This window comes from Burkholderia sp. RF7-non_BP4 (genome assembly GCF_001521935.1).
Lineage (GTDB): Bacteria > Pseudomonadota > Gammaproteobacteria > Burkholderiales > Burkholderiaceae > Burkholderia > Burkholderia diffusa.
In genome coordinates this window covers 64,994-90,101 of record NZ_LOTA01000053.1, presented here as the reverse complement: position 1 = coordinate 90,101, position 25,108 = coordinate 64,994, and the positions used below count along the sequence as shown (strand labels likewise).

Genomic DNA, 25,108 nt, shown 5'->3' with positions numbered 1-25,108 from the left:
ATTACAAGAAGTCGAAACAGTCCGGGGGCTTGGCAGTGGAAGCAGCAGATCAGAGGTGGGTCGTAATCTATTTGAGTACGGGGTTTTCCTTGGCGCAGGCCGCGCGCCTTGGCGAGGCCTTCAATCTGGCGAATCGCCTGCACGCGTTCAGTGCGGATTACCAGCTGAAGTACGTATCGGAAAGCGGGGGATTGCTGCAGTCGTCGTCGGGCGTGCAGATCGCCGCCGATCCGCTCGGCGACGAGCACGGCCATCGTGCGCTCGCGTTCTTTCATCTTCATGGTGACCGCGCTTCGGTCAACTGGAACGATGCATTGCGGCGTCGGCTCAGCGACATCCGCCGGCATGCGCGATGGATCGTCGACGCGATGGACCTGTCGACGCTCGCGGCGTCGCAGCGGCAGACGGATGGAAGTCACGCGCGAACCGATCGCGCGCGCCGGACGGCGGCCACGATCGAACTGCAGGCCGGCGAGGCCGACGTGTTCTCGGCCGTGCTCGACATGTTCCGCGCCGATCTCGGCGACAGCGCCGCGCAGGAGATCGCCAGCAACCTGATGCGGCCGGTCGAGCAGCGCTATGCACAGTCGATGTGGGCGTTTCGCGAGCTGAGCGCGAGCCCGTCGATCAGGATGTCGGCGCAACGGCTGCGCGCGCAGAGCGCGAACCGCATTTCGATCGCGGAAGTCGCGCAGACGGCCGCGATGAGCGAGCGCAATTTCCTGCGGCGCTTCAAGAAGGAAATCGGCGTGACGCCGACCGAGTTCGTGCAGCACGTGCGGCTCGAGCGCGCATGCCACATGCTGATCCACACGACGCTGCCGGCCGACAAGGTCGCGCGGCGCACGGGCTTCGGCAGCGGGGAGCGTCTGGCGAAGCTGTTTCGCCAGCGCCTGCGGGTGTCGCCGACCGAATTTCGCGTCGCCGAGCGCGAACGGATCCTGACGAACGGCGCCGGCGCGGCCGATCCGCAACTCGTGCCGCGGCCCGCGAAATCCGGCGGCGAGCGGGCGAGCCGGGGCGCGCGCGCCGATGCGCGGGAGAAAACGGGCCGGATAACCGTAAAATCACCGTGTCGCGATCACGATCCCCGGTTTCCATGCCCTTGCTCCCCACTACCGCCACAGCCCCCTTCTGCCCGTCGGAAGTAAAGGGCAGCATTACGATCGACGCCGGCGCGTCGCGCTGGATGAAGCTCAAGCGCTTCTTCGGCCCGGGCCTGCTGGTCGCGATCGGCTACATGGATCCCGGCAACTGGGCCACCGACATCCAGGCCGGCTCGCAGTTCGGCTATTCGCTGCTGTGGGTCGTCGCGTTCTCGAGCCTCGCCGCGATCTTCCTGCAGATGCTCGCCGCGCGGCTCGGCCTCGTCGCGGGCAAGGATCTCGCGCAGGCCAGCTACGACCGCTATGGCCGCTTCGGCCGCATCGTGCAGTGGGTGACCGCCGAGGTGTCGATCATCGCGTGCGACATCGCCGAAGTGCTCGGCTGCGCGCTGGCGTTCAAGCTGCTGCTCGGCGTGCCGCTCGCGTGGGGGATCGTGCTCACCGCGCTCGACACCGTGATCGTCCTCGGGCTGCAGGGCAAGGGCGTCCGGCAGATCGAGGCGATCGTGCTCGGGTTGATCGCGACGATGGCGTTCTGCTTCGTCGCGCAGGTCGCGATCACGCCGCCCGACTGGCATGCGGTCGCTTCGGGGCTCGTGCCGGGCGATCCGGGCCATGACCGCAAGGACGCGATCGTGCTCGCGCTCGGCATCGTCGGCGCGACGATCATGCCGCACAACCTGTATCTGCATTCGTCGGTCGTGCAGACGCGCCATGTCGTCGGCGGCGCGCGCGGCCTGATCCGCGACACGCTCGCGCTGGTGCGGATCGACACCTGCGTGTCGCTGTTCGTCGCGATGCTCGTCAATGCGGTGATCCTGGTCGTCGCGGGCGCGGCGTTCCATGCGACCGGCCAGCACGACGTGACCGACATCGAGCAGGCGTACCGGCTGATCACGCCGATCGCGGGCGGCGCGGCCGCGCTGCTGTTCGGCATCGCGCTGCTCGCGTCGGGGCAAAGCTCGACGCTGACCGGCACGATTGCCGGCCAGGTGATCATGGACGGCTTCCTGCACACGAAGATTCCGTGCTACCAGCGCCGGCTGATCACGCGCGGGCTCGCGCTGGCGCCTGCGCTGATCGGCGTGCTGTGGCTCGGCGAGAACTCGGTCGGGCGACTGCTCGTCTGGAGCCAGGTGCTGCTGAGCCTGCAACTGCCGTTCGCGATGTGGCCGCTGATCCGGTCGGTCAGCGATCGCGACGTGATGGGCGAGCATGCGATCGGCCGCAGGATGCAGGTCGCCGCATGGACGCTGTTCGCCGTCATCACCGGCACGAACCTGCTGCTGATTACGGGTGTCGCGGGCTGATACAGCCTGTCACAGGCTGAAACAGGCGCGTGGCGCGCGTGCGTTAAACTGCGCGTTTTCCAGCTGTTCGACGTCCGTTATGTGGAGTGAAATCAGCAACATCGGCGACGCCGCGCTGACCCTGCCGGTCGCGCTGACCTGCGCGGTCTGGCTCGCGCTGTCCGACTGGCGGCTCGCGATGCGCTGGATCGTGCTGCTCGCGGCCGGCATGAGCCTGGTCGGGGCGACCAAGATTCTCTATGCGGGCTGCGGTGTCGAGATCCCGCAGTTCGACTTCCGCGTGATCAGCGGCCATACGATGCTGTCGACGTCCGTGTGGACCGTCGCGCTGTCGATGCTGTGGCAGGCCTTCCGTGCGGGCAAGGTGCCGGGCGTGGCGGCGGGCCTCGCCGTCGGCGCGGTGACGGCCGTCGCGCGCGTGTTCGACCATTCGCACACGATTCCCGAAGTCATTGTCGGCTGGCTGCTCGGCGCGCTGGTCGCGCTGGTGTTCCTGCGGACCTACGACCGGGCGCACAAGCGCTCGTTCTCGCCGCGCATCGCGGCCGTCTGCCTGCTGCTCGTGTCCGGCATCGCGTACGGGAATCGTGCACCGTTCCAGCAGATGATCGATACGCATTCCCCGCAGTTCTGTGCCTTCATGCGCACGTCGTCCGGCAACGGGTTCTGAAGGGCGTTTTTCCCGGGGCGTCGGTGTCCCGGTGTCAGGTGATGTTGTCGCCCGCGGCGGCGGCCCCGCCGAGTCACATCCAATTCTTTCTTCTTCATTGTCAAAATCCGGCGTTCCGCGTTCATTGAATCGATGTTCGCGGTGATCCGGCGCGCCGGGCAGGCTCCGTCCCGTCGCCCGGAGAGGCGAAGGTCATGAGCCGGGTCTATGACTGGGCATTACGAATATTCATTTCATCGATCGGCGGCAATCGCGTACGCTGGCGTTCGTTCGATCGCGGCCGGCAGCGGCGGCCCGCCCGATTTGTCCGACGCGGTGCGGCCGGCTCGCTATACTCGCGCAAACCGCGCGGCCGTCGGCCCGCGCACGGCAACCGCCGTCGCGGCACCGGTCCGCCACGACGATTCACGATAGGAGCAGGTCTCATGACAGTCGTTTCCCCGCGCCTCGCAGGCAAGTGCGCGTACATCACGGGCGCCGCCGGCGGCCTCGGCCGCGCGATCGCGCGCCGGATGGTCGAGCAGGGCGCGCGCGTGTTCCTGACCGACATCGCCGATGCGGCGGTGCTCGACGCGTTCGCGCACGAACTCAATGCGGGACACGCGGCGCCGGTCGCGTTCGCGGCCACGCAGGACGTGCGCGACGAGGCGCGCTGGCAGGCGCTGCTCGCGCAGGCGAACGAAGCGATGGGCGGGTTGTCGGTGCTCGTCAACAATGCCGGCGTCGGGTCGATCGGCGCGCCCGCGCAGATCGAGCTCGACGAATGGCGGCGCGTGATGGCGATCAACGTCGAGAGCATCGTGCTCGGCTGCAAGCATGCGCTGCCCTACCTGAGCGCGAGCCATCCGGCGTCAATCATCAACATCTCGTCGGTGGCCGCGTTCAAGGTCGAACCGGATTTCACCGCGTACAACGCGTCGAAGGCCGCGGTCGCGTCGCTGACCAAGTCGGTCGCGATCGACTGCGCGCGCCGCGAGCTCGACGTGCGCTGCAACTCGATTCACCCGGCGTTCATTCGCACGGGGATCGTCGAGCCGCTGTTCCAGTCGCTCGGCGAACGCGATGCAACGCGCAAGCTCGCACGCGGCATTCCGCTGCGCCGGCTCGGCGATCCGGACGACGTCGCGCATGCGGCCGTCTATCTCGCATCCGACGAAAGCCGCTTCGTGACGGCCGCCGAACTCGTGATCGACGGCGGCATGTGCGCGGTCTGACGCGCATCGACGACAACAACCGGAGGAGTACATCGTGTCGACACCCGTGAACCGCCAGCTGCTGCTGAAGACGCGCCCGGAAGGGCGGGTCGGCCGCGAACACTTTTCGCTCGTCGACACGCCGGTGCCGGCGCTCGCCGACGGCGAAGTACTCGTGCGCGTGCTGTATCTGTCGATGGATCCGACCAACCGCGTGTGGATGAGCGACGTCCCGCAATACCTGCCGCCCGTCGCGATCGGCGAAGTGATGCGCGCGCTCGGCATCGGGCGCGTGGTCGCGTCGCGCCATGCGGGTTTCGCGCAGGGCGATCTCGTGCAGGGGCTGGTCGGCTGGCAGGACTATGCGGTCGTGCCGGCCGAGCAGGCCGCGCAGCTCGTGAAGCTGCCTGCGCAGTCGGGCCTGCCGCTGCCGACGCTGCTCGGCGCGTGCGGGATGAGCGGCCTGACCGCGTATTACGGGCTGACCGACATCGCGCCGGTGCAGCCCGGCGAGACGCTCGTGGTGTCGGCGGCGGCCGGGTCGGTCGGCTCGATCGCCGGCCAGATCGGCAAGATTCACGGCGCGCGCGTCGTGGGGATCGCGGGCGGCGCGGACAAGTGCCGCTACCTGACCGAGACGCTCGGCTTCGACGCGGCCGTCGACTACAAGGCCGACGATTTCCGAGAGCAACTGAAGGCAGCGACACCGGACGGCGTGCACGTGAATTTCGAGAACGTCGGCGGCGAGGTGATGCGCGCGGTGCTGTCGCGGATGGTGATCGGCGGGCGCGTCGCGCTGTGCGGCGTGATCTCGAACTACAACAGCGGCCGCGCGGCGGACGACGTCGGCGTGCTGATCTCGAAGCGGCTCACGATGCGCGGCTTCCTGATCCTCGACTACCGCAAGAGCCGCGAAGCGGTGCAGACGCTCGCCGGATGGCTGCGCGACGGCCGGCTCAAGGCCGAGGAAACCGTCGCCGACGGGCTCGAGAACGCTCCCGACGTGCTGAATCGACTGTTCGACGGCGACCATCGCGGCAAGCTCGTGCTGCGCGTCGATCCGGACGCTTGAGCCGCGGCACGCGCGCGCGTTGAGTCTGCATCGTCCGGCATCAATTTAAGACTCGTCCCATATATTGTTCCGGCCGCTCTCCTTAAAGTAATTGCCAGCAAACGGCGGCGTGACATGCGCGTCACGCCGCCGTTTTTCATTTGCGCGGCAAAAAGGGAGGCGAAACATGCAAACGAAGACGGGGCAGGCGGCACCGGCGGCGGTGCGCGATCGAACGAAGCGGCGCATCGGCACAAGGTTGCGGATCGTCGCAACCGGGTTCGGCATCGCGTTCGCGATGTCGGGCGCGGGAGCGGCCGAGCAGGCGCAAGCGAATGGCATCGTGCGAATCACCGGCGCGCTCGTCGATCTGTACGACGTGCGATTCGACGCGCCGTCGATCGGCGCGTCAAGCAGCGCGACCGCGGCGACACTCCGGTTCGATGCGCATGGCCGGCGCCTGCCGGGCGCGCATGTGACGCTCGTGGAACTGGACGGCCAGCCGCTTTCGCGGCCCGCGGAAGCGGCGGTTCGCGCGACATGGCGCGATGCGCGCGACGATCGGATCGTGCCGCTGGAAGCGGGGCGCGCGCATCGTGTCGGCCCGTATGGCGGCGAGCTGACGGTCGCCGGGCCGGACATGGAAACGGGCGCCGTGGCGCCCGTCGTGATCAGGATTCGACATCCGTGACGCGTTGCGTCATTCCCCTTGTTCGGCGCGCGCGTAGATGTCCCAACTCGCCATGAACAGCGCGGCGACGAGCGGTCCGATCACGAAGCCGTTGATGCCGAACAGCGCCATCCCGCCGAGCGTCGAGATCAGCACGACCCAGTCGGGCATCTTCGTGTCCTTGCCGACGAGGATCGGTCGCAGCAGGTTGTCGACGAGGCCGATCACGCCGACGCAGAACGCGACGAGGATCACGCATTTCCAGATCGCGCCGATCGCGAGGAAGTAGAGCGCGGCGGGCACCCACACGAGGCTCGCGCCGATCGCCGGCAGCAGCGACAGGAACGCCATCAGCGCGCCCCACAGCACGACGCCCTCGATCCCGAGGATCCAGAAGATCAGGCCGCCGAGCGCGCCCTGCACGAGCGCGACCGCGATGTTGCCCTTCACGGTTGCGCGCACCACCGTCGTGAACTTCGCGAGCAGCAGGTTCTTGTGCTCTTCGTCGAGCGGCATCGCGCGGCGCACGCGGCGGCCGATCTCGCCGCCGTCGCGCAGCAGGAAGAACACCATGTACAGCATCACGCCGAAGCTGACGACGAACTGGAACGTGTTCTGTCCGATGCTGAGCGCCTGGGTTGCCGCGAACTGGCTGATCTGCGCGGCGCCGTCGGTCAGCTTCTTCTGGATGCCGGGGATGTTGGTCAGCCCGTATTTCTGCAGCAGGTTCTGAATCGACGTCGGCAGCGCGTGAATGATGTCATGGAAGTACTGCGAATAATTCGGTTGCGCGTTCTTGAGTTCCTGGTACACGTACGCGATTTCCTGCACGAGCGTCGCCGCGACGAACACGAGCGGCAGGATCACGATCAGGATGATCAGCGACATCGTCACGAGCGCGGCCAGGTTGCGCCGCTTGCCGAAGCGCGCGGCGAGCCAGCGCTGCACCGGCTGGAACAGGATCGCGAGAATGGTGCCCCAGAAGACGGCGCCGGAGAACGGCGCGAGAATCCAGCACAGTCCGACGGTGACCGCGAACAGCAGGAAATAGAAGAATTTTTGGTGATCGTGTCCGCTATCCATGGATGGTTCGCGCAGATTGATGCCTGGTTTGATTGAATTTCGTTGCCTCGGGCGCGATCGGCTCGCGAACGTCACGGGTTCGCGGCGAAGCGCGCGCAGGGCGGCCCGATGGGCAGTATGCCCGCAAAGGTGCCGCCATCATAGCCGCTGCGCGCGGCGCACGCGAAAACGCCGCGACCGGGGTCGCGGCGTTGCCGGGAAGCAAATCGGCCCTGGGGCCGTGACGGCTCGTCAGATGTGGAGGCGGGTGACCTTGGTGCCGTTGACCGACAGGTCGCCCATCAGGCCCGCGTTGGTCAGGACCAGCACCTCGACCGGAGCGGTGGCCGTGTTGGAATCGACCGCACCGTTCGCGCCGACCTTCACGACCGCGACGGAGGCGTCGGCGCCGGCCGACCAGCCTTCGGACTTGCGGAACGAGTCGAGCGCATCCTGCGTCATGAACAGGAACACGATCGCCTTCGATTGCGCGCCGGCCTGCAGGCCGACCGACAGCGACGACGTGTTGTAGTAGCCGACGGTGCTGCCGCCGACGCGCAGCGCGCCGTTGCCCGACTGACCGCCGACGATGAAGCCGGCCTGCAGCACGTTCGGGAACACGAGCACGCCGCGCGATTTCGCGACGAGTTCACGCGAGCCTGGCACCGTCGAATAGAGGCGCGATAGCGTCGCATTCACGCTCGCGTCGATCGATTCGCGTTTCGACGCGCTGGCCGATGCGTTGTCGGGTTTGTCGGGCGTGGTGGTGCAACCGGCAAGGGCGAGACTGCCGAGCATGACGGCGGCGGCGGCCTTCAGGGCGAGAGACTTCTGCATGGCGTTTCTCCTTCGTTGTCGGGTTGAGAACGGATGGGGCGGGCGGCGGTGCGGGCAGCCCCGTTCAACGGCGGGCAAGCAGCAGGCCCGCGACGAACGCGAGGCCCGCGACGACGCCCGCGGTCTGCCATGGGTTGTCGTGCACGGCTTGCGACACGCGCTCGGCCGAATCGCGCAGCCGGGCGGCCGCGCTGCCCGACGCGTAGTCGAGCGTGCTGCGCGCTTCGTCGAGCCGCGACTGCACGCGCTTGCGCAGCGCGGCGATATCGCCGTCGCCGTCGTTCTTCAGCAGGTCTTCCAGTTCATCGACCAGCCCGCGCAGATCGTCGGACACGTCCGCATGCAGGTCGCGGGCGGCCGAGCGTGCCGAGCGTCCCACGCGCCGGCCGGTGCGACGGATATCGGACAGGCCGCGGTCCAGCTTGTGTTCGATCGAGTCGGTGAGCGCCATGATGTTTATCCTCCTTGGATTTGATTTGCAGCCCGGATTTGCAGGCCCATTTGAAGATAAGACGAATCCCAGCAACCAATGTGATTCACATCAGCCAATTGAGTTTCGAGACAAATTTTCAATTCGTCGGCAAGTTTCCCGGGAAGCCCCGCGCGACGGGGCGCGGCGGCGGTTGAAAAAATTTCGCGCTTCGGGCGAAACGACGTGGCGAGCCGTTGCGCGACGTGAAAGTCCGGTAAATATGGCGTCGCCCGATGCGTCAGGTAAATAGTGCCATTGCGCGTGCCGTGCCGATGCAATTGCACTAATCGTCCATTTCTTCGTGGAGCAGGGTTTGTGCCCGCGATGGCCGTAGGCGGTGCCGTCGTCCAGCCCGAGGCCGATGACGGCGGGACCGTGGTCCGACGAGCGATATGCAGCGGATGCGTAACAGGCGGCCCGTTGCGCCGGAGTTTTGTAATCGGGCATGGATTGCAGCGCGATCGGCTCGGCGGCGTCGGTGTGTCAGGCATGCACGGCCTTTACGCGCGCGCGGCGAAAATGGCGAAGCGACGCGGCGGGCATGAACGGCGGCAGGCGTGACATGGAACGTTCCACGGGAAGAAAATTCGAAGGGTCGGGCAAGCATCCTGACGGCAAAATCGCGTGTTGTGATCGAATTGGCCATCAGGCCAGTGCCGAACGGCCAACGATGAAGGCAGGGCCGGCCAGGGCTGCTACGCTTCGCATCTGACACATCGTTCCGGCCTGCGATCCGAACGCGTCCGCGCACGGCCCCCACAGGAGATTTCCATGTCCTACATGCTGTTGATCGTCGAACCGACCGGCCAGCGCGCCGAACGTACGCTCGAAGACGGGCAGGCGCTGTACGCGCGAATGGTCGATTTCGCGGAGACGCTGAAAGCGCGCGGCGTGCTGCGCGGCGTCGAGTCGCTGGAGCGCACCGAGCACGCGACGCGCGTGCAGGTGCGCGAAGGCGAGACGCGCCTCGTCGACGGCCCGTTCGCCGAGGCGAAGGAAATGGTCGGCGGCTTCTTCATCGTCGACGTCGACACGCGCGAGGAAGCGATCGAGATCGCGCGCCAGTGCCCGGCCGCGCAATGGTGCACGGTCGAAGTGCGCGCGGTCGGCCCGTGCTTTCTGTAACGGCTGCACCTCGGTATTTACCCTGATTCGTCGCGCGGCACGTCGATCCGGCGGTCTGCCGCCCGTCGTCCGGATAAGGCGCCGATGAGCGGACGCCCCTTTTCACCGATGACAAGGAGTGAGCGATGCGATTCATGATCATGATCCGGGCGAACGCCGTCAGCGAATCCGATGCGTTGCCGGACAACCGGCTGGTCGAGGCGATGACGGTCTACCACGAGGAGCTGGCCAGGGCCGGCGTGCTGCTCGACGCGAACGGCTTGCGGCCGAGCGCGCGCGGCTGGCGCGTGCGGTACACCGGCGGCAAGGGCACGGTGGTCGACGGCCCGTTCGCGGAGACGAAGGAGCTGATTGCCGGCTACACGCTGATCCAGGTGCGCTCGCGCGACGAGGCGCTCGAATGGACGCGCCGGTTTCCCGCGCCGTTCGGCGCCGAAATGGACTGCGAGATCGAGGTGCGGCCGCTGTTCGAGCTCGACGACCTCACACCGAGCGACGCGGTCGAGCGGTTCCGCGATCTCCACGTCGGCCGCACCCACGCCTGAATCTGCCTGAATCCAATCTCACCGGAGCATCCGTCATGCACAAGATGGTCTTCATCAACCTGCCCGTGGCCGACCTGCCGCGCTCGAAGACGTTCTACCAGGCACTCGGCTTCGAAGTCGTACCGGCCTATACCAACGATCAGGCCGCCTGCATCAAGATCAGCGACACGATTTTCGCGATGCTGCTCGTGCGGCCGTTTTTCCAGACCTTCACCGGCAAGACCATCGTCGATCCGGCGACGCAGGTGCAGGCGCTGTCGTGCCTGTCGTGCGACAGCCGCGCCGAGGTCGACGAGATCGTCGCGAAGGCGCTCGCGGCCGGCGGGTCCGCGCCGCAAGCGCCGCGCGAGTATCCGAACATGTACGGCCACGGTTTCGACGATCCGGACGGCCACGCATGGGAGCTGATGGCCATGCCGCTGGATGCTGCCACCCAGGGGCAGGCGTCGTGACGCGTGAGGCGACTCACCGTGCGATCGAAGCGGTCTGGCGGATCGAGGCGCCGAAGATCATTGCCCGCGCCGCGCGCGTGGTGCGCGACGTCGGCGTGGCCGAGGAACTCGCGCAGGACACGCTCGTCGCGGCGCTCGAGCACTGGCCCGTCGACGGCGTGCCCGACAACCCGGCCGCATGGTTGATGACGGCCGTGAAGCGGCGCGCGCTCGACCGGGTCCGGCAGGAGTCGCTGCATGCGGCGAAGCGCGATCAGCTCGGGCATGAAATGGACGCGCTCGAAGCGCACGTCGTCCCCGACATCGCGGATGCGCTCGCCGATGCGAGCGACGACGATATCGGCGACGACCTGCTGCGGCTGATCTTCACGTCGTGCCATCCGGTCCTGTCGACCGATGCGCGCGTCGCGCTGACGTTGCGGCTGCTCGGCGGGTTGACCACGAGCGAGATCGCGCGCGCGTTCCTGTCGCCCGAGCCGACGATCGCGCAGCGCATCGTGCGCGCGAAGCGCACGCTCGCGGCGGCGCGCGTGCCGTTCGAGGTGCCAGCCGCCGATGCGCGGCCCGCGCGGCTCGCGTCGGTGCTCGAAGTGATCTACCTGGTGTTCAACGAAGGCCATGCGGCGACCGCGGGCGACGACTGGACGCGCCCGGCGTTGTGCGACGAGGCGCTGCGACTCGGCCGCGTGCTCGCCGGACTCATGCCGGACGAAAGCGAGGTGCTCGGGCTGGTCGCGCTGATGGAGCTGCAGGCGTCGCGCATGCACGCGCGGACCGATGCGCAGGGGCGGCCCGTGCTGCTGCTCGACCAGGACCGCAGCCGCTGGGATCCGCTGCTGATCCGGCGCGGCCTCGCCGCGCTCGAGCGGGCGACGAAGCTCGGCGGCGTGCGCGGCCCGTATGCGCTGCAGGCCGCGCTGGCGGCGTGCCATGCGCGCGCGCGGCATGCGTCGGAAACGGACTGGGCGCAGATCGTCGCGCTTTACGACGCGCTGGCCGAAGTCGCGCCGTCGCCGGTGGTCGAGCTGAATCGCGCGGTGGCGGTGGGGATGGCGTTCGGGCCCGCCGCGGCACTGGAAATCGTCGACGTGCTGCGCGACGATCCGGCGCTCGCCCGCTATCACTGGTTGCCGAGCGTGCGCGGCGACCTGCTCGCAAAGCTCGGCCGCGCCGACGAAGCGAAGGTCGAGTTCCGTCGTGCGGCGGAGTTGACCCGCAACGAACGCGAAAGGGAATTGTTGTTGAAGCGCGCGACGGATGCGTGACGCGTGACGAGCGACGCCGGTGCGAGCGCACCGGGCGTCGCGCCTGAAGCCTGAAGCCAGAAGCCGAATCCCGAGCGTAACGCCGACCCACCGACGACGCGACCCATCCCGCCCCCGCCCGTCAACTGTCCCTCATTCCCGCCCTCCGCTATCGCGCGGATTGAAAAAGCCTATTGGGGGATGCGAACGCCAGCGCCTAGATTAAAAGGCACGAAGCGTGCGCGTCCGGCCTGCGCTTCGTTCCCCACATACATCATCGGCCCGGCTTCGCACGCGGCCGCGCCGACTCGAACGGAGGCGCAAATGGCTCAACTCAAGGGCAGCAAGACCGAAGAGAATCTGAAGGCCGCATTCGCGGGCGAATCGCAAGCGAACCGGCGCTATCTGTATTTCGCTTCGAAGGCCGACGTCGAAGGCCAGAACGACGTCGCCGCGCTGTTCCGCTCGACTGCCGAAGGCGAAACGGGCCACGCGCACGGCCACCTCGAATACCTCGAAGCAGTCGGCGATCCGGCGACGGGGCTGCCGTTCGGTTCGTCGCGGCTGAACCTCGAATCGGCGATCGCCGGCGAGACGCACGAATACACCGACATGTATCCGGGCATGGCCAAGACGGCGCGCGACGAAGGCTTCGACGAAATCGCGAACTGGTTCGAGACGCTCGCGAAGGCCGAGCGCAGCCACGCCAACCGCTATACGAAGGCGCTCGACGCACTCGTCGACTGACGCGAGTCCGGCAGCAAGGCAGCACGGCCCGGCCCGACATCCTGCGGCCGGCCGTGCGTTGATCGCTGCCCGCGTCACGCGGGCGGCGCGTCCGCGCGCATGCGCGCCACGCTGGAGCGCCCCATGCCACACAAGGAAGGCAGTCTCGAAGCCCCGACGCGGCATCCGCTCGACTGGCAGTCCGAAGCGTTCTACGACCAGGCCGCGATCGATGCGGAAATGACGCGCGTGTTCGACATCTGCGCCGGGTGCCGGCGCTGCGTGTCGTTGTGCGGCGCGTTTCCCGCGCTGTTCGATCTCGTCGACGACACGCCGATGGGCGACATCGAGGAAGTGCCGAAGGACGCGTTCGGCAAGGTCGTCGACCAGTGCTACCTGTGCGACCTCTGCTACATGACGAAATGCCCGTACGTGCCGCCGCACGCATGGAACGTCGACTTCCCGCACCTGATGCTGCGCGGCAAGGCGGCGCGCTACAAGCGCGGGGAAGCGCCGCTGCGCGACAAGGTGCTGTCGAACACCGACGCGCTCGGCCATTTCGCGGGCATTCCGATCGTCACGCAGGCGGTGAACGCGGTGAACCGCACGCCGCCCGCGCGCCACGCGCTCGAAGCGGCGCTCGGCGTCGATCGCAACGCATGGCTGCCGGAGTTCGCGCCGCGCAAGTTTCGGCGTGCCGCGAAACGCTCGGACGGCCCGCCGGTACGTGACGGCGAACGCACGCCCGGCAAGGTCGCGATCTACGCGACGTGCTACGTGAACTTCAATGAGCCGGGCATCGGCCACGACCTGCTCGCGATCCTCGCGCACAACGAGATCCCGTACGAGCTGGTCACGCGCGAAGCGTGCTGCGGGATGCCGCTCCTCGAGCAGGGCAACCTCGCGGGTGTCGCCGCGAAGAAGGCCGTCAACATTCCGGTGCTGGAGCGCTATGCGCGGGAAGGTTACGCGCTGATCGGCGCGATCCCGAGCTGCGTGCTGATGTACAAGAGCGAACTGCCGCTGATGTTTCCCGGCGACGACGCCGTGCGCGCGGTGGCGGACGCATTCTGGGATCCGTTCGAATACGTGATCGCGCGGCATCGCGACGGCTTGCTGAAGACCGATTTCAAGCAGGGCCTCGGCACCGTGTCGTATCACGTGCCGTGCCACGCGCGCGTGCAGAACATCGGCCGCAAGACGGCCGACACGCTGTCGCTCGTGCCCGATACGCGCGTGAACGTCGTCGAGCGCTGCTCGGGGCATGCGGGCACGTTCGGCGTGAAGAAGGCCTTCCATGCGGACGCGATGCGGATCGGGGCGCCGGTGTTCAAGGCGATGGCCGAGCCGAAGCCGGATGTCGTGTCGTCGGACTGCGCGCTCGCCGGCCATCACATCGTGCAGGGCATCGACGAGAAAGGGTTGCCCGCCGCGCCGCTCGCGCATCCGCTGACGCTGCTGCGCCGCGCGTACGGCATCTGAACCAGTCGCTCCACGAAGACATCGACGCTATCCAAGGACACGCCATGACGCTGACCCGCGACTCGCTGCTGACGCTCGAAGCGTACGCGAAGATCCGCAAGGCCGAACACGCGCGGCTCGTCGCGTACAAGCGCCGCCGCGCGGTGGCGCTCGGCAACCATCTGCGCCTCCTGTTCGAGGACGAGACCACGATCCGCTACCAGATCCAGGAAATGCTGCACATCGAGAAGATCTTCGACGAGGCCGGCATCGAAGGCGAACTGGAAGCCTATCTGCCGCTCGTGCCCGACGGCACCAACCTGAAGGCGACGCTGCAGATCGAATACGAGCACGAGGCCGAACGGCGGGCGGCGCTCGCGCGGCTGATCGGCGTCGAGGATCGCGTGTACCTGCGCGTCGACGGGCACCCCGACGTCTATGCGATCGCCGACGAGGATCTCGATCGCGACAACGCGGAGAAGACCTCGGCCGTGCATTTCGTGCGCTTCGAACTGGACGGGCCGATGCGCGCGGCGCTCAAGGGCGGCGCGACGCTGTCGATCGGCTGCGATCACCCGGCCTATACGATGCCGCCGCAACGCGTGGACGCGGACGTCGCCGCGTCGCTGGCCGGCGACTTGCGCTGACGCGCGCGGCCCGGCGCCGCTTCCCGTATCGCGCGGATTCCCCACATCGTTCCGACCCGAAACGCGGCGCCCGATCGTCGCGCCCGCCGCCGTTGGCTGTCCGCTACGGCGAGATGTAACAGGCCCGTCGAGGCTTGCATGCCGGGAAACGATGTGCATCGGCCTCAGAGCGCTTTCATTACTCGCGGAGAAACAATAACAAGATTGTGCGACGGGAAAATTCAGTCGAATGCAATTTGAACGAATTACCGATCCGTGAATATCTTGTTACGAATTTTTCCCTGATTTACCGATTTTCGGCGGCGATTCCCGGGAGGGTTGCGGGCAAGGGTCGGAACAACGCCGGAGGCCTGCCTGGCGGGCCTCGCAGAGCCCCGCCAGACGGGGCTTCCCAGCATCTCGCATAAGGATCGCGTAAAAAAATTCAAGCGTAAATTGATTGCGCATCCATGGCAGGTTGTTTCAGTTCGTAACATTAAGTCATTGTCATATTGAGATAAACCCTGAGGATGGTATGCTTCGTGCACAAAAATTCCCACATTGGAGTGAGACCGTAGTTTGTGCGCCATAGCCGTGAATGGCGGCACCGTGAAAGTGCGGTGTCGCACCGGCATGCACAACGATCGGATAACCATAATGTGCAACCGGGCCGCCCCGTGACGCGATGCGTGACGACGGCGCCGACAATCGCAGCCCCGGCCTGGCTGCGTGGAGAAATCGACTATGTTCTTCGATGAGCTTAACGATGAAGAGTGGTTTCGACTTTCAGCGCTGATCGCCGATGAACCCATTCGGCTGAACCGTCGAGGCCGTCCGCGAGCCGAACCGCGCGTCGTCGCCAACGCGGTTCTCTGGATCCTGACGACCGGTGAAGCGTGGTCGAAACTACCCGGGCGCTATCCGTCCGGGCCGACGTGCCGCCGCCGCTACGAGGAGTGGCTCGCGAACGGCACGCTGCTGCAGATGATCGACGTGCTGACCCAGTTCAGCGGGCGCACGTTCGCGTACGTGCCGCCGCCGCCGGCGCCGGTCGCGCCGGCATGCCGTGCGGAGCCCGTGCCCGACAACGACCGTCTGCGCGGCGTGTTCTGGCAGAACCCCGAGTCGTGGCAACTGCCGGTCGCGCAGGCAAACGTTTGGGATGGCGAGGGCGCTTCGCTGACCGCGATGCCGAACGGCGCCGCCGAAGCATCGTCCGGTGCGTCGTTCGCGGTGCCGGGCGCGCAGCCCGCGGGGCTGCGTCACGGGCGTCCGTCCGCCGCGAGCTTCGCCGCGGCCGAGCCGCAAGTCGACGAATACCGCGGCTATACGATCAGCGGCAGCGCGCAGCCGGTGCAGAACCTGATGTACCGCGCGTGGGCCGAGATCATGCAGGACGACCGGCGCGTCGAGCGCTCGGGCCTGATCGGCCCGCGCTTCACCGATGCGGAGGAAGCGGAGCAGTACGCGCTCGACTGGGCGCGTCAGTGGATCGATCGCCATGGAGCGAGCGACGAACCGGTGCGTGCGCAGCAAAGCGAGGTGCTGGCCGGCCTGTCCGCGCTGGCGCGTGCCGAGTCGGACATCAAGCGCTTCATCGCCGAGCGTCGTGCGGGCGCGTTGTCCGAGGGCCGCAACGACCCGGTGCAAGCGGATCGCCGCGAATACGCGTATCGCGTAGGTTGATCGTCGTCCGAACGAAAACGCGCGGGTCGTCGTCCGTCACGACGCCCGCGCGTTTTTTTGTGTTCGTCATTTCCGCGATGCCGGGTGCACCGTCGAGAGGGCGCGCCCGGCGGACATCGCGTCACTGGCGTCCGTAGGTATCGTCGAAGCGGACGATGTCGTCCTCGCCGAGATACGCGCCCGACTGCACTTCGATCAGTTCGAGCGGCATCTTGCCCGGGTTCTCGAGACGGTGCGACACGCCGAGCGGGATGTACGTCGATTCGTTTTCGGACAGCAGGAAGGTTTCGTCGCCGCGCGTGATGCGCGCGGTGCCGCGCACGACGATCCAGTGTTCGGCGCGGTGGTGGTGCATCTGCAGCGACAGTCGCGCGCCCGGCTTCACGACGATGCGTTTCACCTGGAAGCGCTCGCCCGTGTCGACCGAGTCGTAATGCCCCCACGGGCGATGGACCTTGCGGTGATCGGTCGCTTCGGCGCCGCGTTCGGCCTTGATGCGCCCGACGATCTTCTTCACGTCCTGCACGCGGGACTTGTCGGCGACGAGCACGGCATCGGGCGTTTCGACGACGACGAGATTGTGCGTGCCGACACACGCGACGAGCCGGCTTTCCGAATGCGCGAAGGTCGATTCGGCGTTTTCGAACAGCACGTGGCCGCGGCCGACGTTCTCGGCTTCGTCCTTCGGCAGGATCTGCCAGATCGCGTCCCACGAACCGACGTCCGACCAACCCGCGTCGAGCGGCACGACGACGCTTTCGCACAGCTGCGGCAGGTTCACGAGCCGCTCCATCACCGCGTAGTCGATCGAGTTCGACGGCGACGCGGCGAACGCGTCGCGATCGACGCGGAAGAAGTCGCCGTCGTCCTTGCCGCGTGCGACGGCCTGCTCGCAGGCCGCGAGGATCTCGGGTTCGAGCTGGCGGATCGCGTTCAGCCACACCGACGCGCGCACGATGAAGATCCCGCTGTTCCACCAGTATTCGCCGGATGCGACGTACTGCTGCGCGAGTTCGAGATGCGGCTTCTCGACGAAGCGGTCGAGACGGCGCACGTCGAGGTTGCCGGTGGCGGCGTCGCCGAGCGGCGCGCCGACGCGGATGTAGCCGTAGCCCGTTTCGGCGCGGCCCGGCACGATGCCCATCGTCGCGATCTTGCCCTGGGCCGCGCAGTGCACGCCGGCCGCGACGGCCGCATGAAAGCGCGGCTGGTCGGCCACCGCGTGGTCGGCCGGCATCACGGTCATCACGGCATCGCCGCCGCCGGCGACGATCCGCAGCGCGGCGAGGGTCAGCGCGGGCGCGGTGTCGCGGCCGAGCGGCTCGAGCATGATCGATGCACGCTTGCCGGTCAGGCGCAGTTGTTCGGCGGTCGTGAAGCGATGATCCTCGCCGCACACGATCAGCACGTCGTCGTTCAGCGGATGACCGGTCGCGAGGCCGTCGAGCCGCAGCGCGGTGGACTGCAGCAGCGAATGATCGCCGAGCAGGCCGATCAGCTGTTTCGGATAGTGTTCGCGCGACATCGGCCACAGACGCGTGCCCGAACCGCCGGCAAGGATCACCGGCTGCACCGCGACACGCGTCGCGGCGTCGGTTGCGGCGGAAGAAGAAGGGCGCGTATCGGCTGCCACGGCCGGAGCATTCATGATGACACTCTCCTCGATTGAAGTCAGTGCCTGTTTTGTAGCATGAAGTAAATCGACAATAAAACCGGGCGATATGCGCGATATTCGGCGCGCATGCGTCATGGAAATTTTTCCCCTATCGCACGCGATGCAAATAAAAAAATAAAAAATAATTCGATGAATCGGGCTGGGGCCCCATCCTGCAAAGGGTTGCCGGGGTCCGTAAAGTTCTCGAAAAAATCCCGATTCACGACCGATTCGGGAAAACGTGCCGATTTAATTCAAGAATCGCGCGGCAAGAATTTCCGATTATTTTTCGAAATACTTGAGCGCTTGAGGCGCGATTTTCTTGTCGCTTCAATAGCGTCATGCAACGTTTGAATCGAAGGTGCGGCACGGGCTGCACGAGGAGCTGTTCGGCAAACGCCTGTTCAAAGAGGAAGCGGACATGTTGAGCGTGCTGGCGAGAGTCATCGATATTGCGATGGTCGTGTTGGGGGCATTGATCGCCGCCGCGCTGCACGGCGGCAGCATCTGGCTCAACGACCTGCAGCGCACGACGGTGCTGTTCGACTGCCTGCTGGTCGTCGTGTTCTTTCCGGCGATCGGCATTTACCAGTCGTGGCGCGGCAAGCGCCTCGTCGGGCTGGTGGGGCGCGTCGCGTTCGCGTGGCTGGTGGTCGAGCTCGCGGGCATCCTGATGAGCTTCAGCTTCCACCAGTCGGGCGACCTGTCGCGACTGTGGCTCGGCTACTGGGCGCTCGTGACGATGGCGCTGCTTGCCGGCTCCAAGGCTTGCGTGCACGTCGTGCTCCGGCAGCTGCGCCGCGGCGGCTACAACCTGAAGGCGGTGGCGATCGTCGGCGGCACGCCGGCGGCGCGGCGGCTGATCGCACAGATGCGGGCGCGTCCGGAGGCGGGCTTCAACCCGGTGTGCGTGTACGACGAAAGCGAAGTGCCGGGCGAAGTCGCGCTCGACGACGTGCGCATCGAGCGGCAGTTCGAATCGCTGGTGTGGCTGGTGCGCAGCCGCGCGATCAGCGAGCTGTGGCTCACGCTGCCGATCACGGAGGAGCGCCGGATTCACCAGATCGTGACGGTGTTCCGCCACGACTTCGTGAATATCCGTTTCATTCCGGACGTGCGCACGCTGTCGTTCTTCAACCAGGAAGTGGTCGAGGTGCTCGGCGTGCCGGCGATCAACCTCGCGGCGTCGCCGATCACCGACGTGCGGATCCTGCCGAAGTTCGTGTTCGACCGGCTGTTCGCGCTGGCCGCGCTCACGGCGCTCGCGCCGGCGATGGTGCTGATCGCGTGCCTGATCAAGCTCACGTCGCGCGGGCCGGTGTTCTTCCGCCAGAAGCGCAAGGGCATCGACGGCCACGAGTTCGAGATCTACAAGTTCCGCTCGATGAAGGTGCATCAGGAAGTCGCCGGACAGGTCACGCAGGCGACCAAGAACGACTCGCGCGTGACGCCGGTCGGCCGCTTCCTGCGCCGCACGAGCCTCGACGAACTGCCGCAGTTCATCAACGTGCTGAAGGGCGAGATGTCGGTCGTCGGCCCGCGGCCGCATGCGCTCGCGCACGACGACATCTACAAGGATCTGGTGAAGGGCTACATGTTCCGCTACCGGATCAAGCCGGGCATCACCGGCTGGGCGCAGATCAACGGCTTTCGCGGCGAGACCGACCAGATCGAGAAGATGATGGGACGCGTGAAGCTCGATCTGTACTACATGCAGAACTGGTCGTTCTGGCTCGACATCAAGATCGTCGTGCTGACGCTCTGGAAAGGCTTCACCGGCAGCAACGCGTACTGACGCGGTTTCATCCCGCGCAGACACTCCGGTTTCACGAATTTCGAATCATTGGTCACGAGGTCCGACACATCATGAATCTGACTATCATCGGCAGCGGTTACGTAGGTCTTGTCACCGGCGCCTGTCTCGCCGACATCGGGCACGACGTGTTCTGTCTCGACGTCGATCAGGCGAAGATCGACGTCCTGAACAACGGCGGCGTGCCGATCCACGAGCCGGGCCTCAAGGAAGTCATCGCGCGCAACCGCGCGGCCGGCCGCCTGCGCTTCTCGACCGACATCGAGGCCGCGGTCGCGCACGGCGACGTGCAGTTCATCGCGGTCGGCACGCCGCCCGACGAGGACGGTTCGGCCGACCTGCAATACGTGCTCGCGGCGGCGCGCAACATCGGCCGCTACATGAAAGGCTTCAAGGTGATCGTCGACAAGTCGACGGTGCCGGTCGGCACGGCCGAGCGCGTGCGCGCGGCGGTGGCCGAGGAACTCTCGAAGCGCGGCGGCGACGCTCCGATGTTCTCGGTCGTGTCGAATCCGGAATTCCTGAAGGAAGGCGCGGCGGTCGACGATTTCACGCGGCCGGACCGCATCGTGATCGGCTGCGACGACGACGTGCCGGGCGAGCGCGCGCGCGAGCTGATGAAGAAGCTCTACGCGCCGTTCAACCGCAACCACGAACGCACGCTGTACATGGACGTGCGCTCGGCCGAATTCACGAAATACGCGGCGAACGCGATGCTCGCGACGCGCATCTCGTTCATGAACGAGCTCGCGAACCTGGCCGACCGCTTCGGCGCAGACATCGAGGCCGTGCGCCGCGGGATCGGTTCCGATCCGCGCATCGGCTATCACTTCCTGTATGCGGGCTGCGGCTACGGCGGCTCGTGCTTCCCGAAGGACGTCGAGGCGCTGATCCGCACCGCCGACGAGCACGGCCAGTCGCTGCAGATCCTGAAGGCCGTGTCGTCGGTCAACGCGACGCAAAAGCGCGTGCTCGCCGACAAGATCGTCGCGCGTTTCGGCGAGGACCTGACGGGCCGCACGTTCGCGATCTGGGGTCTCGCGTTCAAGCCGAACACCGACGACATGCGCGAGGCACCGAGCCGCGAGCTGATCGCCGAGCTGCTGTCGCGCGGCGCGCGCATCGCGGCGTACGACCCGGTCGCGCAGCAGGAAGCGCGCCGCGTGCTCGCGCTAGATCTCGCGGATCACCCGAGCTGGCTCGAGCGTCTCACCTTCGTCGACGACGAGGCGCAGGCCGCGCGCGATGCCGACGCGCTCGTGATCGTTACCGAATGGAAGGCGTTCAAGAGCCCGGATTTCGTCGCGCTCGGCCGTCAATGGAAATCGCCGGTGATCTTCGACGGCCGCAACCTGTACGAGCCGGAGACGATGAGCGAGCAAGGCATCGAATACCACCCGATCGGCCGCCCCGGCTCGCGCCAGGCCGTCGCCGCCCGCGTGCCGGGCGCCGCGCGCGCCAACGCGTAATCCGCGCGTCGCCGTTACCCGTAACCTGAATCGAGACGCCATGTTCCGGAACATCCTGATCGTCTGTCACGCGAACGTCTGCCGCAGTCCGGCGGCGGAACTGCTGTTCAAGTCGCACGCGGCATCGCGTGGCGGCCCGCGCGTGACGTTCCACTCCGCCGGCGTGCGTGCGAACGACGGCGACGGCATCGATCCGGTGATGCGGCAACTGCTCGCCGAGCGCGGCGTCGATGCGACGACGCACCGGTCGCGGCGGCTGTCGCGCCGGATCGTGCGCGACGCCGACCTGATTCTCGTCAGCGAGCGCGAACAGATCAAGGCCGTCGAATCGGTCGATCCGTTCGCGCGCGGCAAGGTCCACCTGCTGGGCAAGTGGGAGGACGCCGAGATCGCGGATCCGCATGGCGGCCCCGAGGCCGACTATCGCGAGAGCTACTCATTGATCGAACGTCTGGTTCAAGGATGGCTGCAAAAACTATGCTGAAACGTCCCATGCGCCCGCTGGCGCTCGCCGTCGCGATGACGACATTCCTGTCGGCCTGCGCGACCGCGCCCGGCAACTATCTCGACTCGTCGAACCTGAAGGACGAAGGCCGGCAAGGCCAGACCGAAACCTATCCGGTTCATTACATCGACGCGAAGCTGGTGATGGATCAGCTGCAGAAGCAGCAGGTCGAACACCCGCTGCCGCCGGGCCGTTACACCGATCCGTCGCAATACGTTTACCGCATCGGCCCGCAGGACATTCTCGGCGTCACCGTGTGGGACCACCCCGAGCTGACGACGCCGCAGGGCCAGTCGTTCTCGAGCGGCGGCAACACGACGCAGACGATCGCGGGCGCGTTGCAGCAGCCGTATTCGTCGTCGCTGCCGGGCCAGGCCGATCCGTACGGCCAGACCGTGGCCGCCGACGGCACGATCTTCTTCCCGTTCGTCGGCCGCATCCACGTGGCGGGCAAGACGATCGCGCAGACGCGCGACGAGCTGGCCACGCGCCTCGCGCGCTACGTGAAGAATCCGCAGCTCGACGTGCGCGTGCTGTCGTTCCGCAGCCAGAAGGTGCAGGTGACGGGCGAGGTGAAGACGCCGGGCCCGCTCGCGATGAGCGACGTGCCGCTGACGCTGGTCGACGCGATCTCGCGCTCGGGCGGCTCGACCGCCGAGGCCGACCTGCAGCGCGTGCGCCTGACGCGCGACGGCAAGCTCTACACGCTCGATGCGAACGGCGTGCTCGACCGCGGCGAAGTGAAGCAGAACGTGATGCTGCAGCAGGGCGACATCGTCAACGTGCCGGACCGCAGCGACAGCCGCGTGTTCATCATGGGCGAGGTCAAGACGCCGGTCACGGTGCCGATGCTCAAGGGCAGGCTGACCATCGCCGACGCGCTGACGGCCGGCGGCGGCATCCTCGACACCGATGCGAACCCGCGCAAGATCTACGTGATGCGCGGGATGCGCGACAACCCGACGAAGCCGGAAGTGTTCCGTCTCGACATGACGCAGCCGGATGCGCTGATGCTGTCGAGCCGCTTCCCGCTCCAGCCGCTCGACGTCGTCTACGTCAGCACGGCCAGCTCGGTGCAGTTCAACCGTGTGCTGCAGCAAGTGCTGCCGACGATCCAGACGATCTTCTACATGCGGCAAATCACGCGCTGATAGCCCGCCGGGGCGGCGCCTCCGCCCCGGCACCACTCAAGCGGGAACGAATGGTGAACACGCAAGCAAAACACGCCTACGCGGATCTGACCGCGAAAACCGAGGAAGAGGACGTCGTCCTCGGCCAGCTGCTCCAGGTGTTGATGGACGACATCTGGCTGCTGCTCGGCATCGCGGTGACCGTCATCGCGCTTGCCGGCCTCTACTGCTACATCGCGAAACCGGTGTACCAGGCCGACGTGCACGTGCGGGTCGAGAGCAACGACAACACGTCGCAGGCGCTCACGCAGACGCAGACGGGGGCGACGATCAACAGCGGCCCGCAGCAGGCGCAGACCGACGCGGAAATCGAGATCATCAAGAGCCGCGGCGTCGTCACGCCGGTCGTCGAGCAGTTCAAGCTGAACTTCTCGGTCGTGCCGAAGACGATTCCGCTGCTCGGCAGCCTGTCCGCGCGCGTCGCGACGCCCGGCGAGCCGTCGCGCGCGTGGTTCGGCCTGCGGTCGTATGCATGGGGTGGCGAAGTCGCCGACGTCGACACGATCAACGTCGTGCCCGCGCTCGAAGGCAAGAAGATGACGCTCACGGCCGGCCCGAACGGCACGTATACGCTGGTCGGACCGAACGGCAACCGCCTGCTGTCGGGCCGTGTCGGCGAATCGGAGCAGGGCGGCGGCGTGACGCTGCTCGTGCAGAAGCTGGTCGCGCGTCCGGGCACGCAGTTCACCGTGGTCCGCTACAACGATCTCGACGCGATCACCGGCTTCCAGTCGGGCATCCAGGTGTCCGAGCAGGGCAAGCAGACGGGCGTCGTGCAGATCTCGCTCGAAGGCAAGGACCCGGACCAGACCGCCGCGATCGCGAACGCGCTCGCGCAGTCGTACCTGAACCAGCACGTGATCGCGAAGCAGGCCGAAGCGACCAAGATGCTCGACTTCCTGAAGGGCGAGGAGCCGCGCCTGAAGTCCGACCTCGAGCGCGCGGAAGCCGCGCTGACGCAGTATCAGCGCACGTCCGGCTCGATCAACGCGAGCGACGAGGCGAAGGTCTACCTCGAAGGCAGCGTGCAGTACGAGCAGCAGATCGCGGCTCAGCGCCTGCAACTCGCGTCGCTCGCGCAGCGCTTCACCGATTCGCATCCGATGGTGATCGCCGCGAAGCAGCAGCTCGCGGAGCTGCAGGGCGAGAAGGACAAGTTCAGCAACCGCTTCCGCAGCCTGCCGGCGACCGAAGTGAAGGCCGTCCAGCTCCAGCGTGACGCGAAGGTCGCCGAGGACATCTACGTGCTGCTGCTGAACCGCGTGCAGGAACTGTCGGTGCAGAAGGCCGGCACGGGCGGCAACATCCACCTCGTCGATTCCGCGCTGCGCCCGGGCGATCCGGTCAAGCCGAAGAAGGTGCTGATCCTGTCGGCCGCGGTGTTCCTCGGGCTGATTCTCGGTACCGGCGTCGTGTTCCTGCGCCGCAACCTGTTCCAGGGCATCGAGGATCCGGATCGCGTGGAGCGCACCTTCAACCTGCCGCTGTACGGGCTGGTGCCGCAAAGCACCGAGCAGGTGAAGCTCGACGCCATGGCCGAGAAGGGCGGCGGCCGCGCGCGGCCGATCCTCGCGAGCCTGCGTCCGAAGGACCTGAGCGTCGAAAGCATGCGGAGCCTGCGCACCGCGATGCAGTTCGCGATGATGGACGCGAAGAATCGCGTGGTCGTGCTGACCGGTCCGACGCCGGGCATCGGCAAGAGCTTCCTGACGGTCAACCTCGCGGTGCTGCTCGCGCATTCGGGCAAGCGCGTGCTGCTGATCGACGCCGACATGCGCCGCGGCATGCTCGACCGCTACTTCGGCCTCACCGCGCAGCCGGGCCTGTCGGAACTGCTGAGCGATCAGTCGCCGCTCGAGGAGGCGATCCGCGAGACGCCGGTGCAGGGCCTGTCGTTCATCTCGGCCGGCACGCGCCCGCCGAACCCGTCGGAGCTGCTGATGTCGACGCGCCTGCCGCAATACCTCGAAGGGCTCGGCAAGCGCTACGACGTCGTGCTGATCGACTCGCCGCCGGTGCTGGCGGTGACCGACGCGACCATCATCGGCCGCATGGCCGGCGCGACCTTCATGGTGCTGCGCTCGGGCATGCACACCGAAGGCGAGATCGCCGACGCGATCAAGCGCCTGCGTACCGCGGGCGTCGATCTGGAAGGCGGGATCTTCAACGGCGTGCCGCCGAAGGCGCGTGGCTACGGCCGCGGCTATGCGGCCGTCCACGAATACCTGAGCGCCTGACGGC

24 protein-coding genes are annotated in these 25,108 nt (G+C 66.8%); 19 read left to right on the top strand and 5 right to left on the bottom strand.

Annotated features, from left to right (window positions below):
- Window positions 1–89: 89 nt before the first annotated feature.
- The 6 genes from WS49_RS18710 to WS49_RS18685 all read left to right on the top strand — a co-directional run bounded on the left by WS49_RS18710 (window position 90) and on the right by WS49_RS18685 (window position 6,021).
- Window positions 90–1,151 carry a helix-turn-helix domain-containing protein gene (locus tag WS49_RS18710; protein ID WP_059531643.1) on the top strand — a complete coding sequence of 354 codons (1,062 nt, stop codon included), beginning with the start codon at window positions 90–92 and terminating at the stop codon, window positions 1,149–1,151.
- A complete protein-coding gene (locus WS49_RS18705) occupies window positions 1,100–2,416 on the top strand; it encodes an Nramp family divalent metal transporter (RefSeq protein WP_059531640.1) in 1,317 nt (438 codons plus the stop codon). Before WS49_RS18710 ends, WS49_RS18705 begins: the two co-directional genes overlap by 52 nt.
- A gap of 79 nt (window positions 2,417–2,495) precedes the next feature.
- Entirely contained in the window at window positions 2,496–3,086 is a 591-nt protein-coding gene (locus WS49_RS18700) for a phosphatase PAP2 family protein (RefSeq protein WP_059531637.1), read from the top strand.
- 425 nt (window positions 3,087–3,511) lie between these two features.
- Window positions 3,512–4,300 (top strand): SDR family oxidoreductase, encoded by a 789-nt coding sequence (locus WS49_RS18695; protein ID WP_059531634.1) that lies wholly within the window; start codon window positions 3,512–3,514, stop codon window positions 4,298–4,300.
- Between the two features lie 34 nt (window positions 4,301–4,334).
- Entirely contained in the window at window positions 4,335–5,351 is a 1,017-nt protein-coding gene (locus WS49_RS18690) for an NADP-dependent oxidoreductase (protein ID WP_059531631.1), read from the top strand.
- A 166-nt stretch (window positions 5,352–5,517) separates the two neighbouring features.
- Entirely contained in the window at window positions 5,518–6,021 is a 504-nt protein-coding gene (locus WS49_RS18685; protein ID WP_082725542.1) for a thioesterase, read from the top strand.
- Window positions 6,022–6,030: 9 nt separating this feature from the next.
- Here the strand turns inward: WS49_RS18685 and WS49_RS18680 are convergent, their stop codons facing one another.
- The 4 genes from WS49_RS18680 to WS49_RS35130 all read right to left on the bottom strand — a co-directional run bounded on the left by WS49_RS18680 (window position 6,031) and on the right by WS49_RS35130 (window position 8,655).
- Window positions 6,031–7,083 (bottom strand): AI-2E family transporter, encoded by a 1,053-nt coding sequence (locus WS49_RS18680; RefSeq protein WP_059531628.1) that lies wholly within the window; start codon window positions 7,081–7,083, stop codon window positions 6,031–6,033.
- Between the two features lie 231 nt (window positions 7,084–7,314).
- A complete protein-coding gene (locus tag WS49_RS18675) occupies window positions 7,315–7,899 on the bottom strand; it encodes a BPSL1445 family SYLF domain-containing lipoprotein (protein ID WP_059531625.1) in 585 nt (194 codons plus the stop codon).
- A gap of 64 nt (window positions 7,900–7,963) precedes the next feature.
- On the bottom strand, window positions 7,964–8,350 hold the full coding sequence (locus WS49_RS18670; protein ID WP_059531622.1) for a DUF883 family protein: 387 nt from the start codon (window positions 8,348–8,350) through the stop codon (window positions 7,964–7,966).
- Window positions 8,351–8,355: 5 nt separating this feature from the next.
- Window positions 8,356–8,655 carry a hypothetical protein gene (locus tag WS49_RS35130; protein ID WP_156441414.1) on the bottom strand — a complete coding sequence of 100 codons (300 nt, stop codon included), beginning with the start codon at window positions 8,653–8,655 and terminating at the stop codon, window positions 8,356–8,358.
- A 487-nt stretch (window positions 8,656–9,142) separates the two neighbouring features.
- Between WS49_RS35130 and WS49_RS18665 the strand changes: the two genes are divergently transcribed.
- From WS49_RS18665 to WS49_RS18630, 8 genes are all read left to right on the top strand, one after another.
- Window positions 9,143–9,496, top strand: coding sequence for a YciI family protein (locus WS49_RS18665; protein ID WP_059531619.1), 354 nt, complete (start codon window positions 9,143–9,145; stop codon window positions 9,494–9,496).
- A gap of 125 nt (window positions 9,497–9,621) precedes the next feature.
- The gene (locus WS49_RS18660) at window positions 9,622–10,041 is read left to right on the top strand and encodes a YciI family protein (RefSeq protein ID WP_059466553.1); all 420 of its coding nucleotides are present in this window, start codon (window positions 9,622–9,624) and stop codon (window positions 10,039–10,041) included.
- Window positions 10,042–10,076: 35 nt separating this feature from the next.
- Complete coding sequence (locus WS49_RS18655) at window positions 10,077–10,493, top strand: VOC family protein (protein WP_059531616.1); 417 nt, start codon at window positions 10,077–10,079, stop codon at window positions 10,491–10,493.
- On the top strand, window positions 10,490–11,758 hold the full coding sequence (locus WS49_RS18650) for an RNA polymerase sigma factor (protein WP_059531613.1): 1,269 nt from the start codon (window positions 10,490–10,492) through the stop codon (window positions 11,756–11,758). The genes WS49_RS18655 and WS49_RS18650 overlap by 4 nt, the downstream gene beginning before the upstream one ends.
- A 303-nt stretch (window positions 11,759–12,061) precedes the next feature.
- Entirely contained in the window at window positions 12,062–12,484 is a 423-nt protein-coding gene (locus tag WS49_RS18645; RefSeq protein ID WP_059466550.1) for a rubrerythrin family protein, read from the top strand.
- Window positions 12,485–12,607: 123 nt separating this feature from the next.
- A complete protein-coding gene (locus WS49_RS18640; protein ID WP_059532391.1) occupies window positions 12,608–13,945 on the top strand; it encodes a heterodisulfide reductase-related iron-sulfur binding cluster in 1,338 nt (445 codons plus the stop codon).
- A 44-nt stretch (window positions 13,946–13,989) separates the two neighbouring features.
- A complete protein-coding gene (locus WS49_RS18635) occupies window positions 13,990–14,571 on the top strand; it encodes a DUF3501 family protein (protein WP_059531610.1) in 582 nt (193 codons plus the stop codon).
- 723 nt (window positions 14,572–15,294) lie between these two features.
- Window positions 15,295–16,236 (top strand): transposase, encoded by a 942-nt coding sequence (locus WS49_RS18630; protein ID WP_059531607.1) that lies wholly within the window; start codon window positions 15,295–15,297, stop codon window positions 16,234–16,236.
- 121 nt (window positions 16,237–16,357) lie between these two features.
- Here the strand turns inward: WS49_RS18630 and WS49_RS18625 are convergent, their stop codons facing one another.
- Window positions 16,358–17,884 carry a mannose-1-phosphate guanylyltransferase/mannose-6-phosphate isomerase gene (locus WS49_RS18625; protein WP_059531604.1) on the bottom strand — a complete coding sequence of 509 codons (1,527 nt, stop codon included), beginning with the start codon at window positions 17,882–17,884 and terminating at the stop codon, window positions 16,358–16,360.
- Between the two features lie 427 nt (window positions 17,885–18,311).
- Here WS49_RS18625 and WS49_RS18620 point away from each other — a divergent pair, with 427 nt between their 5' ends.
- The 5 genes from WS49_RS18620 (at window position 18,312) to WS49_RS18600 (ending at window position 25,104) form a co-directional block, all read left to right on the top strand.
- The gene (locus tag WS49_RS18620) at window positions 18,312–19,685 is read left to right on the top strand and encodes an undecaprenyl-phosphate glucose phosphotransferase (RefSeq protein WP_059532388.1); all 1,374 of its coding nucleotides are present in this window, start codon (window positions 18,312–18,314) and stop codon (window positions 19,683–19,685) included.
- A 71-nt stretch (window positions 19,686–19,756) separates the two neighbouring features.
- Window positions 19,757–21,172 (top strand): UDP-glucose dehydrogenase family protein, encoded by a 1,416-nt coding sequence (locus tag WS49_RS18615; RefSeq protein ID WP_059531601.1) that lies wholly within the window; start codon window positions 19,757–19,759, stop codon window positions 21,170–21,172.
- 40 nt (window positions 21,173–21,212) lie between these two features.
- Entirely contained in the window at window positions 21,213–21,656 is a 444-nt protein-coding gene (locus tag WS49_RS18610) for a low molecular weight protein-tyrosine-phosphatase (protein WP_059531598.1), read from the top strand.
- Entirely contained in the window at window positions 21,650–22,828 is a 1,179-nt protein-coding gene (locus WS49_RS18605; RefSeq protein ID WP_059531595.1) for a polysaccharide biosynthesis/export family protein, read from the top strand. The genes WS49_RS18610 and WS49_RS18605 overlap by 7 nt, the downstream gene beginning before the upstream one ends.
- 50 nt (window positions 22,829–22,878) lie before the next feature.
- The gene (locus tag WS49_RS18600) at window positions 22,879–25,104 is read left to right on the top strand and encodes a polysaccharide biosynthesis tyrosine autokinase (RefSeq protein WP_059531592.1); all 2,226 of its coding nucleotides are present in this window, start codon (window positions 22,879–22,881) and stop codon (window positions 25,102–25,104) included.
- Window positions 25,105–25,108 lie beyond the last annotated feature (4 nt).